The sequence below is a fragment of the Sphingobacterium sp. UBA7631 genome, from assembly GCF_002483935.1.
Classification (GTDB): Bacteria; Bacteroidota; Bacteroidia; order Sphingobacteriales; family Sphingobacteriaceae; genus Sphingobacterium; species Sphingobacterium multivorum.
In genome coordinates this window covers 196,804-215,438 of the sequence record NZ_DLIX01000007.1, presented here as the reverse complement: position 1 = coordinate 215,438, position 18,635 = coordinate 196,804, and the positions used below count along the sequence as shown (strand labels likewise).

The window sequence follows — 18,635 nt, the reverse complement described above, 5'->3', positions numbered from 1 at the left end:
AAACCGATCGTACCGTACCGATTACCGTGATAATGTGTTTTTGCGTTTAGTTGCTCGCTTTTACCGTAAAAGGAACGACATACTGTCCCCACTCCAAGGAAACGGTTCCTTGCGGCGTTGCATTGATCTTAAACTGTTCCTGCGAATTGCTTGCTGTGGCATTGTTGACTGAAACACGTAAAGCATCTTCGTTGGCATCATATTTTGTTCCCCACTGATTCCACACTTTATTGAACATAATTGTTGTTTCGTGTTCTCCAGGGATGCTGTAAAGGCCATATTTACCAGCAGCTAATTTCTTGCCTTCAACCAATACATCTTTATTAAATTCGATGGTGGTCGCTTCATTTGCTCCAGTACGCCATACAATACCGATAGGGGCGATATCAACACCAAGCTGACGACCTTTCAATGAAGGGCGGCTATAATTAATGTCAATCGTGACACCATCGGTGGTGGTTACCTTAGTGTTGTCTGGAGGACTTGGGCGTTTACTTTTGTCGGTCTGAGCAAAAGTAAGTTGACCTATTAAGGTCAGAATCGTTAAAATTAGTACTCTCATTTTTCGTATAGTATTGATTAAACAATTAAACTTAGATAAATTACTTTTTATATGCAATATGCCTTTGGTCAAATAAAAATAATTTATCGCTCTCTCCTAAGCTATTGAATATCTTTTAATAACGGAAATATACGATTTTTTAGGTTATGGAATTGTTCGTTTTTTTGAAGGCTTTGAGTGGGATATTTTGGTTATATAAACGAGAAAAGCCAGTGATTCATATCCTGGCTTTTCTCGTTTATACCTATTATTTATACAAGATATTCAAATAGTGTCTGGTCTTTATTGATTTCAATGACATCAAACTTATATTCTTTCATGCGTTCAATCAGTGTTTCGTAATCCTCAGGCTTGTTGAGCTCAATGCCGACTAGCGCTGGACCTCTTTCGCGTTCTGTTTTTTTGATAAACTCAAAACGGGTAATATCATCCTTAGGCCCCAATACTTCGGAAACGAAGAGTTTTAAGGCGCCTGGACGTTGTGGGAAACGAACGATAAAATAATGCTTGTACCCTTCGTAAAGTAGAGACAATTCTTTGATTTCACTCATGCGGTCGATATCGTTGTTTCCACCGGATATGATGCAGACGACTTTCTTACCTTTAATTTCATCTTTGTGAAATTCAAGAGCGGCCACGGATAGAGCGCCTGCAGGCTCAACGACAATTGCATCCTTATTGTACAGCTCTAGGATACAGGTACAGATCTTTCCTTCGGGAATAGAGCGTGTATCATCCAACAATTGTTTGGCAATTTCAAATGTCGTTGCACCGATTTTTTTAACAGCTGCCCCATCAACAAATTTGTTGATATGCTCGAGCTCGATCGGTGCGCCGTGAGTCAAGGCCGCTTGCATGGAGGGGGCTCCTTCGGGTTCAACACCATAGCATTTGATTGCGTTGTTTTTACTTTTTAGGTAATAGCTCGCTCCCGCGGCAAGTCCACCGCCACCAATTGGGATAAATATGGCGTCCATATCGGGAAGATCTTGTAAAGCTTCAACGGCTACAGTACCCTGTCCTTCCACAACTTTGAGATCATCAAATGGCGGAATGAAAGTCATGCCATGCTCTGCTGTATAAGCCAGCGCTGCTTTTTGGCAGTCATCAAAAGTGTCTCCGGTCAAGATAATTTCTACATTGCCGTTACCCCACATTTCCGTTTGTGAAATCTTTTGGCGTGGTGTCGGCCCCGGCATAAATATCACGCCTTTGATGTCGAGTTTATTGCAGGAGAAAGCAACGCCCTGAGCGTGGTTGCCTGCGCTGGCACATACAACGCCACGTTGTCGCTCTTCCGCTGTTAAGGAAATAATTTTATTGTAGGCACCGCGTAATTTATAGGAACGTACGACTTGTAAATCTTCCCGTTTGAGATAGACTTCAGCGCCATATTTTTCGGATAGATGCCGATTATATTGAAGCGGTGTTCTGTTGACCACAGACTTGATGCGGTCAAGTGTAGCTTCTGAATTGATGTTTAAGGTTGATAGATTCATTGTTAGATGATTGCCTAGTTAAGGTAGCAAATAAAACGCAGATATTCGCTGTTATATGAGAGATTCTACCTATACAGTATTTAAATTTAGTTGATTTTAAATGGAAGATCGTTTGTACGTATGATAAAATAATAATTAGCAACGTATCATTTGGATCCTTTTAAAAAAATGTATTTATGATAAAAAAAGGCTGCATCTGCAGCCTTCCTTTTTTTATATTTTTTCTTGGATGAGGCTTTTTAGGTCATCATCACAAATATTTTTCTTTTCGTCGGCCAAAACCAAGAAACGTTGATAGCAATCAGCTAAATCATCTTTTTCAAGATGGAACCCTAAACGCTCCAAATGGTGCTTAAGGGCATGTCTTCCTGAACGTGCAGTTAAGATAATATCAGCTTCAACCAAACCAACATCTTCTGGTCTGATGATCTCATAGTTCTCACGGTGTTTTAGGAAACCATCTTGGTGAATCCCCGAGCTGTGTGCGAAGGCGTTGCGACCAACGATCGCTTTATTCGGTTGTACAGGCATGTTCATCATTTCACTTACCTTGCGCGATAAGTACGTAAACATGCGGCTATCGATGTTTGATGTCAAGCTTCCAAACGACTGGTTGTGCACTTTAAGGATCATGGCTACTTCTTCAAGTGACGTGTTTCCGGCACGCTCACCGATACCGTTGATGGTACATTCCACCTGACGGGCTCCATTTTGAATCGCAGCGATAGAATTTGCTGTTGCAAGTCCCAAGTCATTGTGACAATGTGCCGAAATAATGGCCTGATCGATATTGCGTACATTCTCCTTGAGGTAATTGATTTTTGAGCCATATTGGTCTGGCAGACAATAACCGTTTGTATCGGGGATATTGACTACCGTAGCACCGGCAGCAATCACCGATTCAACCATTTTAGCTAGAAATGCCAAGTCTGCGCGACCCGCATCTTCTGCATAAAACTCGACATCTTCCACATAGGATTTGGCATGTTTTACAGCCGCAACGGCACGTTCTAAAATTTCTTCTCTTGTGCTGTTGAATTTATATTTGATATGCATGTCCGAAGAACCAATACCCGTATGGATACGTGGGCGTTTGGCATATTTTAATGCCTCGGCAGCTACGTCAATATCGTTTTGATTGGCACGGGTCAATGCACATATAATGACATCGTTTACCGCTTTAGATAATTCGACGACCGATTGAAAATCACCAGGGCTAGACACTGGGAAACCGGCTTCGATAATATCCACCCCTAGTTTTTCCAGGTCTTTAGCAATCTCAATTTTCTCTGGAGTAGTTAATTGGCAGCCTGGTACCTGTTCGCCATCACGTAAAGTGGTGTCGAAAATGTAAAGATGATTAGGATCGTGTAACATAATTTCTTAATTCAAAAGATTTACAAATTAAAAAGGGTATACTATTTAATAAACTCCAATACTTTTTCACCCATTTCCTGAGTACCTAAGATTTTTGAAGCTTCTATGCTGCTGTTGGCAATATCACCGGTTCTCCAACCAGCTTTTAATGTTTCTGCAACAGCATTGGTAACCGCTTTAGCTTCCTCCTGTAGACCAAAGCTAATATCAAGCATCAAGGCAGCAGATAAAATTGAAGCCAATGGATTTGCTTTATTTTGACCAGCGATATCGTGTGCAGAGCCGTGGATAGGTTCGAAGAAGCCTGTGCCATCACCTACGGAAGCAGAAGCCAACATACCCATCGAGCCTGCGATCTGTGACGCTTCGTCTGTCAGGATATCACCAAAAAGATTGGCTGTCAATACCACATCGAATTTCTTTGGATTTTTCACCAATTGCATGGCCGCATTATCGATAAACATGTGCTCGGTTTCAACATCCGGATATTCTTTTGCGATTTCCTGGACAACTTCTCTCCACAGGCGGGATGTTTCCAATACATTGGCTTTATCAACAGAGCATAGTCTTTTGTTACGCGTGCGTGCTGCATCATAAGCTTTACGTGCGATACGCTCAACCTCGTAACGGTGATAATTCATCAAGTCTGAAGCAAAGGTATTATCCTCATTGCGATTTTTCTCACCAAAATAGACATCACCTGTCAGTTCACGGAAGAAAAGAATATCTGTACCTTGAAGAATTTCGGGCTTTAAACTCGAAGCATCCAATAACTCATCGAATAAAAGGATTGGACGAAGATTTGCGTAAAGACCTAGTTCTTTACGGATTTTCAACAAGCCTTGTTCAGGTCTTACCTTAGCAGAAGGATCATTATCATACTTAATATGGCCAATGGCGCCGAAAAGGATCGCATCAGAAGCTTTTGCTTTAGCTAATGTCTCATCAGGAAGCGGGTTGCCTGTCGCTTCAATTGCAGTATGGCCCATGATAGCTTCATCAAAGCTGAACTCATGACCATAATTTTCACCTATTTTTTCTAAAACTTTTTTACCCCAAGTTGTTACTTCTTGGCCGATGCCATCTCCAGGTATGATTAAAATATTTTTCTTCATTGTATTTTTAATATTGAGCTATCAGAGATAGGTCTAATGAAACTTTGGAAAATAGGCCTAAAACCTATTGAGTTATCTTTATTTTTGACTTTTGATTTCCAGTGTTTTCCGATATCTTGATTCTCTTTTTATTTTTTTGTTCTTATTTTCGAATTAATTGAAGTTTTCCACAATTTTTATGTTGATAAAGTTTCTTTTTTGTGGATAACTTCGGATATAGCCTTTACTTCTCCCTTTTCCAACACGATTTTATTGTCAATGCACGTTGGTAGCTGGGTTTGGAAGTGACCTACATAAATGAGCGTCTGGCCACTTTTACTGAGGTCATCGATGACGTCGTTGAAATACTGGGTCTGCTCTTGGTCTAAACCCTGACAAGGTTCGTCCAAAATCAGCAATTCTGGATGTTTCACGATCGTGCGGGCCAATAGGACCAAACGTTGTTGACCTAAAGGCAATGATCCCAATGTTTTGTGTTTAACCTCTTTGAGGTCAAAAAAATGGAGAATTTGCTCGAGCTTTTGCTGTTGTTCAAATCCTAAGCGTTGGTATAGGCTCATGGAGTCAAAAAATCCAGAAGCAATCGTCTGCCCAACGTTGGCATTCATATCATAGTACCAATGTAATTCTGGAGATATAATACCCAAATGTTCTTTGATATCCCAAATACTTTCTCCAGATCCTCTTTTTTTGCCAAAAAGATGGATGTCATTAGCGTAAGCCTGTGGATGATCGCCGTTGATGAGACTAAGCAAAGTTGATTTTCCTGAACCATTATGCCCTTGTAGCAACCATTTTTCACCGGCTTTTACTTCCCAGTCAATATTCTTTAAGACTTGTTTTTCGCCGTATGAAATATTGATTTTGTTCATTTTTACCATGACCTGGGCAGATACCTGAGGTGCCTGTTGTAGAAAATAAGGCAGCGCCTTTCTTGTTCGGGGCAAGCCTTTGGATAGCTCTTCACTCCGTTGGCGAATCCTGATTTTACCTTCCTGAATTTCCGCAAAACGATTGATACAATCCGGTTGTTCGTCATCATTACTGATCAACAACAAGGTGACCCCTTTATCCGCAAGCTGATCGAAAATCTGATTGAGATCTTTTCTGGACTGTGCATCCAGTCCTGTATAAGGCTGGTCGATAATGAGCACCTGAGGTTGAAGCCACAAGGCCTTGATCAATTGCAGTCTTTTGTGTTCGCCACTCGAAAGTTCAATCAACTGCTGATCTTTGAAATTCTCGAATCCAAAAATGTTCAGGTAAGAACGTACGTTTTCAAAAGAAAGCTGTTCTTCTTTTGCAAAATGTTTCAACTCGGCAAAAACCGTTAATGTATCGTTTTTTGCAAATTTGTTGTAGCGCTGTTGGTAATAGAAATTGCGATCGCCTTCAAGATTGGTAAACTGAAACCAATTGGAAACGTAATGAATTTTTGCCGGCAATAGGCTCGTTGGGTCAAGATGGAATGTAATCTGGCCTTCATACTTCAATTGCCCGGCAATCGCTTTTGCCAGCGTGGTTTTTCCTGTACCGCTCGGACCGCCTAAGATCCATTGCTCGCCAGGAAAAATTTGCCAATTTAAGTCTTGCAGTACGGTATCTTTACCGTACTGAATGGTTAAATTGGCAATATGGACGACAGGATCTACCATTGTCTGTTTGCTTCAAATGCTTCGATTGAATCTTTTTGGTTAAGGATAAAATCAATGTCATCATAGCCATTGATCAAACATGATTTTTTGTATGGATTGATTTCAAACTCAAATTGATCACCCGTCTCTGTCAACATGACTGTTTGTTTTTCAAGATCAACGATAATCGCCGTTGCCGGATTTTGGTGCACCAATTCGAAAATTTTCGCCAAAAACTCTTCGGGTACCTGAATCGGTAATACACCATTGTTAAGGGCATTTCCTTTGAATATATCGGCAAAGAATGAGCTGATAACCACATCAAAACCATAGTCTTGAATAGCCCAAGCGGCATGTTCGCGGCTTGAACCACAACCAAAGTTTTTACCGGCAACCAATATTTTTCCAGTATAGGTCGGGTTGTTCAACACAAAATCAGTTTTAGGCTGATTGTCTGTGTCAAAACGCCAGTCGCGGAATAAATTATCACCAAAACCTTCACGCGTGGTCGCTTTTAGAAAGCGTGCGGGAATAATTTGATCAGTATCAATATTTTCGATAGGTAGTGGGACTACCTGTGACGTTAAAGTTTCAAATTTTTTCATTTTTTTCTGCTTAGATCAACTCTCTTACATCTGTTACTTTACCTGTTACTGCCGCAGCTGCTGCTGTCAAAGGAGATACCAGCATGGTGCGGGCATTCGGTCCCTGACGGCCTTCGAAATTTCTATTTGAAGTCGAAACACAATATTTACCAGCAGGGATTTTATCTTCGTTCATCCCTAAACATGCCGAACATCCTGGTTCACGTAGCTGGAATCCTGCCGCTTCAAATATTTTATCCAAGCCTTCTTCTTTCGCTTGTTTTTCTACTTGTTTTGAGCCCGGTACAATCCATACTTCAACGTCTTGTGCTTTTTGCTTGCCTTTAACGAATGAAGCTACTTCACGTAAATCTTCAATACGGGAATTGGTACAACTTCCGATAAACACATAATCAACACGGTTGCCTAAGACTGTTGAATCATCTTTAAAACCCATGTAATCCAATGCTTTTTGGTACGATGGCCGTTCTGATTCTGGTTGTGCGTTAGTTGCTGGAATATGTTCCGCGATACCCATACCCATGCCTGGGTTGGTGCCATAAGTAATCATTGGTGCAATATCTGCAGCATCAAAAGTCAACACTTTATCAAAGATGGCATCTTCGTCAGAATATAATGTTTTCCAGTATGCTAGGGCTTGATCCCATTCCTCACCTTTCGGTGCGAATTCACGGCCTTCTACGTAGTCGAAAGTGATCTGATCTGGAGCAATTAAGCCTCCACGTGCACCCATTTCTATACTCATATTACAAATGGTCATACGTGCTTCCATGCTTAAAGAACGGATTGCTGAACCAGCATATTCAATAAAGTAACCTGTACCGCCCGCAGCAGAGATTTTAGAGATGATATATAGGATGATATCTTTTGCTCCAACACCTTTTTGAAGGGTACCGTTGACTTCAATTTTCATTGTTTTTGGCTTCGACTGCAACAAACATTGTGTTGCGAAGACCTGTTCAACCTGAGAGGTTCCAATACCAAAAGCAATAGCTCCAAAAGCACCATGTGTTGAGGTATGGCTATCGCCACAGACCATCGTTTTACCTGGTAGGGTGATACCCAGCTCCGGACCAATAACGTGTACAATCCCTTGGTATGGATGCCCTAAACCATATAATTCAATACCAAATTCAGCACAATTTTTGGTGAGCATATCAACTTGATAACGGGATAGCTCTTCTTTGATCGGTAAATGTTGATTGAGTGTCGGTACGTTGTGGTCGGCAGTAGCTACCGTTTGCTTTGGACGAAAAACTGGGATTCCTCTTTTACGCAAGCCATCGAAAGCTTGAGGGGAAGTAACTTCATGAATCAAGTGGGTGTCGATATATATAATATCCGGAAACCCTTCTTCACGCTTGACGACGTGCGCATCCCAAATCTTTTCTACTAATGTTTTTGACATTTTTTAATCTCTCTTATGTTATTTTTATATGAACCAAGGTGATATTGCAAATGTCTCAATATCACCTTGATTTCGATATACTAAATTACGAAATATTCATGATTTTTGGAGCATGTATAATTTCGTATGGACTTTTAAACAGTTTTGATCGCTTTCATTGCAGTCATCGCTTTGCGCAATTTGCGACCGACGATTTCTACAGGGTGATCGCGTAGAATTTCATTGATGACAACTAATTGTGCGTTATCAACTGCAGCATCTCTACCTTCATTGAAGTTTTTACCTACGAGATCAGTATCAACAGTTTTCATGAAGTCGGCCAACAAAGGTTTACAAGCTTGGTCGAATAGGTAACAACCGTATTCTGCTGTATCAGAGATAACACGGTTCATTTCGAACAATTTCTTGCGAGCGATTGTGTTAGCGATCAATGGTGTTTCGTGCAATGATTCATAATATGCTGATTCTGGTTTGATACCTGCTTCAACCATTGTTTCAAATGCCAATTCAACACCTGCACGGATGAAAGCAACCATCAGTGTATAGTTGTCGAAGTATTCTTGTTCGTTGATTTTAACATCACCAGCAGGTGTTTTTTCGAACGCAGTTTCACCTGTTTCAGCTCTCCATTTCAATAAATTCGCATCACCATTTGCCCAGTCTTCCATCATGGTCTTGCTAAAGTGACCTGACATGATATCATCTTGGTGTTTTTGGAATAAAGGACGCATAATATCCTTCAATTCTTCAGAGATCTCAAAGGCTTTTACTTTTGCTGGATTGCTCAAACGGTCCATCATTCCGCTCACACCACCATGTTTCAAGGCTTCCGTGATTACTTCTACACCGTACTGTACCAATTTTGATGCGTAACCAGCTTCGATACCTTTCTCGATCATTTTGTCGAAAGATAAGATCGAACCTGTTTGCAACAATCCACAAAGAATCGTTTGCTCACCCATTAAATCTGATTTTACCTCGGCTACAAATGAAGATTTCAATACACCGGCTTTATGTCCACCTGTTCCTACGCAGTATGCTTTTGCTTCAGCCCAGCCTTTTCCTTGCGGATCATTCTCTGGGTGAACAGCGATTAAGGTAGGTACACCAAAACCACGAAGATATTCTGCGCGAACCTCAGAACCTGGACATTTTGGAGCAACCATGATGACAGTAATATCTTTACGGATTTGCATACCTTCTTCAACGATGTTGAAACCGTGTGAATACGATAATGTAGCGCCTTCTTTCATCAACGGCATGACAGCGTTGATTACTGACGTATGTTGTTTATCTGGAGTCAAGTTGATAACTAAATCCGCAGATGGGATCAATTCTTCGTAAGTGCCTACGTTAAAGTTATTGTCCGTAGCGTTTTTCCAAGAATCTCTTTTTTGTTCAATAGCTTCTTTACGCAAAGCATAAGAAACGTCCAGTCCGCTATCTCTTAGGTTTAAACCTTGGTTCAAGCCTTGCGCACCACATCCTACGATTACGATTTTTTTACCTTTTAAAGCATTTACACCATCTGTGAATTCAGTGTTGTCCATGAATTCAGCGTGACTTAATTGTTCTAACTGCTCTCTAAGCGGTAAGGTGTTGAAATAATTTGCCATTGTTTTACTTTCTTTCTGTTATGGGTTGTTGATTATTTATTTTAATTATTGTACTAATCTGCGTTGCGCCATGGCGTAACCGAAATGAACGTTATCGTGACCTGCTGTCAGGGCAATAACTTCTTCGATGGTATCCATTGGATAGCCATAGGTTGCTGTTGAAAAGGAGGTGATTTCTCTGAAAACACCGTGTTCATAGTCAGCAGCAATTTGCTCAATACTGCGGATTGCGATTTCTTTCAATTCATCAACCTCTGCTTGTTCAACAAAGCGGGTTGGCTTGGTGTCTTTTTTATAGTCTTCATTATATTTTACCCAGGTCGTGTCGGCTTTAATACCTGTACGGACATAGACTAAGGTCTGTGTACTGACGACAATGTGGGCAAAATTCCAGATGATATTGTTGTTAAATCCCGTGGGAATTTTGTTAAGCTGTTCAATGGAAAGACCGTCAAGTAATTCAATGAATTTTTGACGTGACTTTAAGATAAATTTAAATGTCTCTTGCATAATACTTTTAAAGCTTACATTGTAAATACATCATCTCTTTTGTCGAGATACTCGTTCTCTACAATTTCTATCGATGGTTCCTTGGCTTCAAACTGAACCAATTTGGAGTGGAAACCTGCGCTATCTTTAATGATGGCGATACGTGCGCCACGGACAAATTCGATCAAACCATATTTGGTCAATTCTTCTGTCAACTTATCGATCTCCTCACGGTGACCTGCAGTTTCAAAGACGATATAGTCGTTGCGGATCACAACAACATTGGCACCATATTGACGCAATAAACGTTCTACGTATACCTTTTCATTCACAACATCCGCAGGCACTTTATAGAGCGCCTGTTCTTGCCAGATCACTTCATCATTGGTATTGTAATAGGCCTTGAGGATATCAATCTGTTTTTCCAGTTGACGACAAAGCTTACGCAGAACATCTTCAGCCTCCGTGATGACGATGGTAAAACGATGTATCCCTTCTACTTCAGAAGGGGAAGTATTCAAGCTTTCAATATTGATTTTTCTTCTTGAAAAAATGGTTGAGATTCGACCGATAAGACCGATTGAATTCTCTGTATATAGGGTGATGGTATATTCTTGTTTTTCCATGTCAAATTCTACTTTAAACGTATCTCAGATACCGATGTTCCTTGTGCAACCATTGGAAATACATTGTTTTCCTTACCTACCATCACTTCCAATAGATATGCTCCGTCGTGATCAATCATGGTTTTCAGTGCATTACGTAAGTCTTTACGTTCCGAAATCTTCTGACCGTCGATGTAATAGCCTTTCGCAACAGCAACAAAGTCAGGACTCGTGATATTCACGAATGAATAACGTTTGTCATGAAACAATTGCTGCCACTGGCGTACCATGCCCAAGAACTCATTGTTGAGGATCATGATTTTGACTTTTGCACCAAATTGCATAATTGTTCCCAGCTCCTGGATCGTCATTTGTATACCACCATCACCGATGATTGCTACGACAGTTTTCTCTGGCGCGCCATACCAGGCACCGATTGCTGCCGGAAGACCAAAGCCCATCGTTCCTAAACCCCCGGAGGTTACATTCGATTTGCTGTTGTTGAACTTAGCATAGCGACAAGTGACCATTTGATGTTGACCGACGTCTGTTGTAATGATCGCATCACCGCCTGTCAATTCATTCAACACATGGATGACCTCACCCATGGTCATAATATCGGTTTGTGGGTGAAGTTCGTTTTGGATGACTTCCTTGATTTCTTCTTTTTCAAGTTCACGGAATTGTTCCAACCAAGCGGAGTGATCTGCGGCATTTACCAATTCCGTCAGCATGGGAAGTGATTCCTTACAATCGCCCCATACAGGTACGGTTGTTTGTACGTTTTTGTCAATCTCTGCGGGATCTATATCCAAATGGATTACTTTTGCCTGTTTGGCATATTTGTCCAAACGACCTGTCACACGGTCATCGAAACGCATGCCGATGGCTATTAAAACATCACATTCATTGGTCATGACATTTGGCGCATAGTTGCCATGCATACCCAGCATCCCGACGTGAAGTTTATGATCCGTTGGAAGTGCACTTAACCCCATGACAGTCGATGCCGAAGGAATGCCAGTTTTCTCGATAAAAGCTTTGAATTCTTCCTCTGCTTTTCCAAGAATGATGCCTTGTCCAAAAAGAACAAATGGTTTTTTTGCATCGTTGATTAACGCTGCAGCTTGCTCAACATACTCTTTACGAACTTGTGGTGCAGGTCTGTAACTGCGTACATGGCTGCATTTTTCGTAACCGAAGTAATCGAACAATTGTAGCTGTGCATTTTTGGTAATATCGATCAATACCGGTCCTGGACGACCTGTGCTGGCAATATAAAATGCTTTTGCGAGTGCGGCTGGAATTTCAGTTGCGTCGGTGACTTGGTAGTTCCATTTGGTGACAGGTGCCGTGATATTGATGACATCTGTTTCCTGAAAAGCATCTGTTCCCAAAAGTGAAGCAAAGACCTGGCCTGTGACACAGACGATAGGGTTACTATCGATCATGGCATCAGCCAGTCCAGTAACTAGGTTTGTTGCTCCAGGGCCACTTGTCGCAAAGACGACGCCTGTACGACCTGAAGTTCTTGCATAACCTTGCGCCGCGTGGATTCCACCTTGTTCATGGCGCACTAAAATATGCTTCAGACGATCCGTATAATCATAAAGGGCATCATAGATCGGCATAATTGCGCCTCCAGGATAACCAAATACGGTATCAACTCCTTCGCTCAATAAGGCCTCCAATACAGCTTTCGATCCCGAAATTTGTGTCGGAGTTTGCTGCGCTGTAGCGGCCTTATTTTCTGTTATTTCCAGTGTACTCATTACGTTGATTTTTTTATTGTTGATTATTCAGTCTTTTAGTATTTAGATATTAGATCTGAGACATTAAGCGTCGATTGTTTAGGTCTGTATTTGCTTAATGTCTCTGTTTTTTATTTTCTACTGATCCGTTACACAGCCTTCTGATGCATCGGCAACAGTTTTAGCGTATTTGTATAAAACTCCTTTGCTAACTTTTAACGCTGGTTGTACCCAAGCGGCACGGCGTTGCGCAATCTCTTCATCGGAAAGCAGCACATTGATGCTGTTATTTACCGCATCGATCTCGATAATGTCATCATCATTTACAAGACCGATCAATCCGCCTTTGTAAGATTCTGGTGTGATATGTCCGACGACAAAACCATGTGTACCACCCGAGAAACGGCCATCGGTGATTAAAGCAACAGATTTACCAAGGCCAGCACCAATGATCAAGGAGGTTGGTTTAAGCATTTCAGGCATGCCTGGCGCTCCAACAGGACCTTCATTTTTGATCACCACTACATCTCCTGGTTTGATTCTACCAGATGCGATGCCCGCTACTAAATCATGCTCTCCATCGAATACGCGTGCAGGACCAGTGAATTTTTCACCTTCTTTGCCGGAGATCTTAGCAACAGAACCTTTCTCTGCTAAGTTCCCGTAAAGAATTTGTAAGTGTCCTGTAGCTTTGATTGGATCGCTCAAGGGTTTGATAATCGGTTGATCATATTCCATGATTGATTTAACATCCGCCAAGTTCTCAGCGACCGTTTTTCCTGTTACCGTGATACAGTCACCATGCAATAAACCTTCATTTAAAAGATATTTCATGACAGCAGGTGTTCCGCCAAATTGCTGAAGATCTTGCATCAAGTATTTACCCGACGGTTTAAAGTCAGCTAATACAGGGGTTTCATCACTCATGCGTTGGAAGTCGTCTTGCGTGATGTCTACGCCTACGGCTTTGCCTATTGCAATAAAGTGAAGTACAGCATTGGTACTACCACCCAAGATAACGATGGTACGTAGCGCGTTCTCAAATGCTTTACGTGTCATGATATCAGAGGGTTTGATATCTTTCTCAAGCAGCGTGCGGATATGTCGACCTGCTTCTAAACATTCATTTTTCTTTTCTTCCGAGATCGCCGGATTGGAAGATGAGTAGGGTAAACTCATTCCCAAGGCTTCAATTGCCGAAGCCATGGTATTTGCGGTATACATTCCGCCACAAGCACCAGCACCAGGGCAGGTATGTTTGATAATGCCTTCATAGTCTTCATCGGAAAGATTTCCGCAGATGCGTTGTCCCAATGCTTCAAATGCAGACACAATGTTTAATTCTTCACCTTTATAGTGTCCTGGAGCGATGGTACCGCCATATACCATTAGAGAAGGACGATCCAAACGGGCCATGGCCATAATAGCACCAGGCATGTTTTTGTCACAGCCAGGAATAGAGATCAAGCCATCATAATATTGTCCGCCACAGATCGTTTCGATACTATCAGCGATCACATCACGGCTTACCAACGAATAACGCATTCCATCGGTACCATTGCTCATACCGTCACTGACGCCAATAGTTCCAAAGGTCAAACCCACTAACTCATTGTTCCAAACGCCCTTCTTGACGATTTGTGCCAAATCATTTAAGTGCATATTACACGTATTACCATCATATCCCATGCTGGCAATACCGACCTGTGCTTTGTCCATGTCGGCATCTGTAAGACCGATACCATAAAGCATTGCTTTTGCAGCAGGTTGCGTTTCGTCTTGTGTAAATGTACGGCTGTATTTGTTCATTGTGTTTTCGCCGTTAGATGATGACTTCATAATTTTCGTTCTCTAATACTAAATTTTTATATCTTCTTTGGATTGATGCACCTATGCTGTGTTCCCAGGCTTCTTTGTAGATGACATCATCGACTTGTTTGATTCCGATAATTTCTGCCGCAGTTCCACATAAGAAAGCGCTGTCAGCAGTGTAAATATCCTCTACCGTCAATTGCTTTTCAATGACTTCGAAGTTTAATTTTTTACAAATGTTTTTTACCGTCTGGCGTGTAATGCCCGGAAAGATATTCTTCGCTGGCGGCGTATAGATTTTGAAATCCTTTTCGATGAAAATATTTTCACTGGATGCTTGGGCAACGTAGCCTTCGTGGTCGAGCATCAAAGCTTCGTCGTAGCCTTTCCTGATGGCTTCTGTTGTCGCAAGGATGGAGTTAACATACTGCCCAGAGATCTTCGAGTCAATTTTAAAGGATTTTGGATTGGGTCTTTTGATATCAGAGATACATACCTTTAATAGGTTTTGACCAAGATATGGACCCCATTCCCATGCTGCCATCATGAGGGTTGCTTCGGTTGATGAGGTGAGATGCATATTTGAACCAGTCAATACCAAAGGACGTATATAAGCTTCTCTTAGGTTGTTGTTGGCCAAGAGCTCATAACAGATGTCGATCAGCTCTCGGTTGCTCCAGCGATAGGGGATATTAACGGCTTCACATGATCTCTTTAAGCGATCGAAATGCTTGTCAGCTTTAAAGATACGTGGTCCATTGTGGGTGTTATACGCACGTAAACCATCGAACACCGCATACCCATAATGCAATGACTGTGCAAAGGGATCCAATGCAGCCTCGGAAGCTTTTACAAAAGCTCCATCTAAATAGATCAATGTGTTTTTATCGTAATATTTCATAACCCAAAATTTACCTGATGATAGTAGTTCCCTTTGTTGTAATATTGGTGGTAAATCATGCTATCTCGAGCTTCTATAAAAACTTTCGATTTTCATTTCCTCAAGGTAGCAGGAATTACAATAATTGGCAATAGGTAAAGTGCTAATTTTGTATTTAGAATAAAATTTCATTAAGTGTGTTTTTATGAAATTTTATTTTTTAATAATGCCTTTTATTCGGTTTTATATTTTGTTAGTCGCATACCATATTTAAAATTGGTCTACACGGTTGAAAAATTATTTTTTGTTACAATGGTTGATTTTCTTCCTAAAATGAAGAAAATGTCAAAAAAACTTTAAAAAAAAAGCTTCCGATATTTCTATCGGAAGCTTTTTAGATTTTATAAAATCGATTTGATTTAATCTCCGATAATTCCTTCAGCAAGCACGGTAATGACATTGTTTTTTGCTTCCACAACACCACCTTTAATGAACACTTCCTGTTCACCTTTACCTTGTTGAATAATTACTTTTCCATCTTCCAAAGTAGAAACAATGGCAGCGTGATCTTTTAAAATTTGAAAAGAACCCGCAGAGCCCGGTACAGTAACTGAAGTTACTTCGCCTTCGAATGCTAATTTGTCTGGAGTGATAATTGTTAACTTCATTATTCTTAGATATAATCTAGATTAAACTGCTTCTGCTAATAATTTTTTACCTTTTTCGATAGCATCATCAATGTTACCGACTAAGTTGAAGGCAGCTTCAGGGTACTCATCTACTTCACCGTCAATGATCATATTGAAACCTTTGATGGTATCTTTGATGTCTACCAATACACCTTTTAAACCTGTAAATTGTTCTGCAACGTGGAAAGGTTGAGATAAGAAACGTTGTACACGACGTGCGCGGTGTACTGTTAATTTATCTTCTTCCGATAATTCGTCCATACCTAAAATGGCGATGATATCTTGTAATTCTTTATAACGTTGAAGAATTTCTTTTACACGTTGTGCAGTATTATAGTGTTCGTTACCTAAAACGGCAGGAGAAAGGATACGTGATGTAGAATCCAAAGGATCCACAGCAGGGTAGATACCTAACTCAGCAATTTTACGAGACAATACTGTCGTTGCATCCAAGTGAGCGAAAGTTGTCGCTGGAGCAGGGTCAGTTAAGTCATCGGCAGGTACATATACGGCTTGAACCGAAGTGATTGAACCGTTTTTAGTTGAAGTGATGCGCTCTTGCATTAAACCCATCTCAGTTGCCAATGTTGGTTGGTAACCTACGGCTGAAGGCATACGACCCAATAGGGCAGATACTTCAGAACCTGCTTGTGTAAAACGGAAGATGTTATCAATGAAGAATAATACGTCACGGCCTTGACCTTCGCCATCACCGTCACGGAAGTATTCCGCTACTGTCAAACCTGATAAAGCAACACGTGCACGTGCCCCAGGAGGCTCGTTCATTTGACCGAATACGAAAGTACATTTTGAATCTTTCATCAGTTCGTGGTCAACAGTTTCCAAAGGCCATTCGCCTTTTTCCATGCCTTCCATAAAGTGCTCACCATATTTGATGATACCAGACTCCAACATCTCGCGCAATAAGTCATTACCCTCACGTGTACGTTCACCTACACCGGCGAATACAGAAAGACCACCGTGACCTTTTGCGATATTGTTGATTAATTCTTGGATTAATACAGTTTTACCTACACCGGCACCACCGAATAAACCAATTTTACCACCTTTAGCATATGGCTCTAAAAGGTCAATAACTTTGATACCAGTAAAAAGTACTTCGGATTCAGTTGACAAATCTTCGAATTTAGGAGGTACGTTGTGGATAGGACGACCATTCTCTTTATTCAAATTTTGGATCCCGTCTATGGCATCACCAACTACATTGAATACACGACCTTTGATTTCTTCACCAACAGGCATTTTGATAGGAGCACCAGTATCGACAACTTCCATTCCGCGAACTAAACCTTCAGTTGCGTCCATGGCAATTGTACGTACACGATCCTGACCTAAGTGTTGTTGAACTTCTAATACAACACGTTGTCCATTTTCTTTTTGAATGTACAATGCATCGTAAATTTTAGGTAGATTTTCACTGTCGGCGAAGTTGACGTCAACAACTGGGCCGATAATCTGCGCTATTTTACCAATCTTGGGCATATTATAGGGACTAAATATTTATTAATCAATTTTATATAAGAGACATAAAAGGCCTCTTTTTTGGTCAGCAAAAATAAGGTTATTCGTTTTTAAAAACAAATAGAATTTGCAATTAAATTACAATTTTATTAATGTAGGTCAAAATGTTATCTATTGTAATTCTGTATGTTTCGATTTCTATACCTGCAAATATAGTTTTTCTCTTTTATTCGGCTAGGTATTTTTGAAGTTTACTGCATTACTTCGTTGAATCTTTTGTTTGTTTTGAGGAATGGTACCTGATGAAATAAAATCGACCTGTAACGGAGTACCTCAAGGAGTCGTTACAGGTCGATCAAAATAAATATGCTATTTTATGAGAAGCAGGACTATATTTTTTTATTTAGTTCGTCCTGCAACTGGCGCTTGAGCAGCTGTTCCTTTTCCATGGATTTTTTACGGAACGTAGCGAATTCTTCTTGCGATTGCTCCGCTGTCTTTTGGAATTCCACCGTGTCCACTTTCGCTTTCCGATAAGAAAATAAAAAGATAAATGCTGCTACGGCCAATACCGCAATGATCGTCCAAACAACTGTATTGTAAAAAGTTTTAGAGGTATTGATGCCCAAGAAAGAAAAACTTTCTGTTTTTTCCTTCTCCTGCGCCAGCTGATCTTTTAAAACCTGAATAGAATCTTGCAAAGTTTTGGTATTGGATGTATAGTTGCTTGAAGATGATTTTAAAGAGCTGATTTCCTTGTGGAGTTTTGCTACGGTATCTATGACATTTCGTTTCACAATATCCAGATTGGTTTTTCGCACCATCTTGAAATCATAGTTGTTTTTCGAAATATAATTCAGGTGGTCAAATTGATTTGCCAAACTTCCTTTTTTTAATCCATCCGGACTGTACTTGAAAGCATTATCCTGTTGTGCTGCTGTAGTGGCGGGAGCCGCAGTAGGAGTTTGTGCCTCCAGTAATGTATGTGATGAAATAAATAAAATTGTAAAGAATATAAATGCTAATCTCAATTTGCTCATGTTGTTTATTTTATAAAATGCGTTAATCCAGCCTATCCAAATTGCAAAACCAGGATATACCTGTGATAAAT

The 18,635-nt window shown here is 40.7% G+C and carries 16 protein-coding genes; all 16 read right to left on the bottom strand.

What is annotated here, in order from left to right:
• Positions 1-46 precede the first annotated feature (46 nt).
• Positions 47-562: a DUF2911 domain-containing protein gene (locus tag B3P16_RS12920; RefSeq protein WP_286752672.1), complete on the bottom strand. Its 516-nt coding sequence runs from the start codon at positions 560-562 to the stop codon at positions 47-49.
• Positions 563-813: 251 nt separating this feature from the next.
• Positions 814-2,061: a threonine ammonia-lyase IlvA gene (gene ilvA / locus B3P16_RS12915; protein ID WP_070570170.1), complete on the bottom strand. Its 1,248-nt coding sequence runs from the start codon at positions 2,059-2,061 to the stop codon at positions 814-816.
• 213 nt (positions 2,062-2,274) lie between these two features.
• The gene (locus B3P16_RS12910) at positions 2,275-3,438 is read right to left on the bottom strand and encodes a 2-isopropylmalate synthase (protein ID WP_083296124.1); all 1,164 of its coding nucleotides are present in this window, start codon (positions 3,436-3,438) and stop codon (positions 2,275-2,277) included.
• Positions 3,439-3,479: 41 nt separating this feature from the next.
• Positions 3,480-4,553 carry a 3-isopropylmalate dehydrogenase gene (leuB, locus tag B3P16_RS12905; protein WP_286843196.1) on the bottom strand — a complete coding sequence of 358 codons (1,074 nt, stop codon included), beginning with the start codon at positions 4,551-4,553 and terminating at the stop codon, positions 3,480-3,482.
• 176 nt (positions 4,554-4,729) lie between these two features.
• The gene (locus B3P16_RS12900) at positions 4,730-6,208 is read right to left on the bottom strand and encodes an ATP-binding cassette domain-containing protein (RefSeq protein WP_286752671.1); all 1,479 of its coding nucleotides are present in this window, start codon (positions 6,206-6,208) and stop codon (positions 4,730-4,732) included.
• Positions 6,202-6,792 carry a 3-isopropylmalate dehydratase small subunit gene (gene leuD / locus B3P16_RS12895; protein WP_286752670.1) on the bottom strand — a complete coding sequence of 197 codons (591 nt, stop codon included), beginning with the start codon at positions 6,790-6,792 and terminating at the stop codon, positions 6,202-6,204. The genes B3P16_RS12900 and leuD overlap by 7 nt, the downstream gene beginning before the upstream one ends.
• Positions 6,793-6,802: 10 nt before the next feature.
• Entirely contained in the window at positions 6,803-8,200 is a 1,398-nt protein-coding gene (leuC, locus tag B3P16_RS12890; RefSeq protein ID WP_104383784.1) for a 3-isopropylmalate dehydratase large subunit, read from the bottom strand.
• Positions 8,201-8,334: 134 nt separating this feature from the next.
• Positions 8,335-9,816, bottom strand: coding sequence for a ketol-acid reductoisomerase (gene ilvC / locus B3P16_RS12885; RefSeq protein WP_075994367.1), 1,482 nt, complete (start codon positions 9,814-9,816; stop codon positions 8,335-8,337).
• A 45-nt stretch (positions 9,817-9,861) separates the two neighbouring features.
• Entirely contained in the window at positions 9,862-10,326 is a 465-nt protein-coding gene (locus B3P16_RS12880) for a DinB family protein (RefSeq protein WP_286843195.1), read from the bottom strand.
• A gap of 14 nt (positions 10,327-10,340) precedes the next feature.
• Positions 10,341-10,931, bottom strand: a complete 591-nt coding sequence (gene ilvN, locus B3P16_RS12875) for an acetolactate synthase small subunit (RefSeq protein WP_070570155.1) — start codon at positions 10,929-10,931, stop codon at positions 10,341-10,343.
• A gap of 8 nt (positions 10,932-10,939) precedes the next feature.
• Positions 10,940-12,682: a biosynthetic-type acetolactate synthase large subunit gene (gene ilvB, locus B3P16_RS12870; RefSeq protein WP_070570153.1), complete on the bottom strand. Its 1,743-nt coding sequence runs from the start codon at positions 12,680-12,682 to the stop codon at positions 10,940-10,942.
• A 117-nt stretch (positions 12,683-12,799) separates the two neighbouring features.
• Positions 12,800-14,500, bottom strand: a complete 1,701-nt coding sequence (gene ilvD / locus B3P16_RS12865; RefSeq protein WP_070570151.1) for a dihydroxy-acid dehydratase — start codon at positions 14,498-14,500, stop codon at positions 12,800-12,802.
• On the bottom strand, positions 14,484-15,374 hold the full coding sequence (locus tag B3P16_RS12860; RefSeq protein ID WP_112374967.1) for a branched-chain amino acid transaminase: 891 nt from the start codon (positions 15,372-15,374) through the stop codon (positions 14,484-14,486). Before B3P16_RS12860 ends, ilvD begins: the two co-directional genes overlap by 17 nt.
• Positions 15,375-15,772: 398 nt before the next feature.
• Entirely contained in the window at positions 15,773-16,021 is a 249-nt protein-coding gene (atpC, locus tag B3P16_RS12855; RefSeq protein WP_145327530.1) for an ATP synthase F1 subunit epsilon, read from the bottom strand.
• Between the two features lie 21 nt (positions 16,022-16,042).
• Complete coding sequence (gene atpD / locus B3P16_RS12850) at positions 16,043-17,545, bottom strand: F0F1 ATP synthase subunit beta (protein ID WP_070570146.1); 1,503 nt, start codon at positions 17,543-17,545, stop codon at positions 16,043-16,045.
• Positions 17,546-17,913: 368 nt separating this feature from the next.
• On the bottom strand, positions 17,914-18,564 hold the full coding sequence (locus tag B3P16_RS12845; RefSeq protein WP_070570144.1) for a hypothetical protein: 651 nt from the start codon (positions 18,562-18,564) through the stop codon (positions 17,914-17,916).
• Between the last annotated feature and the right edge of the window lie 71 nt (positions 18,565-18,635).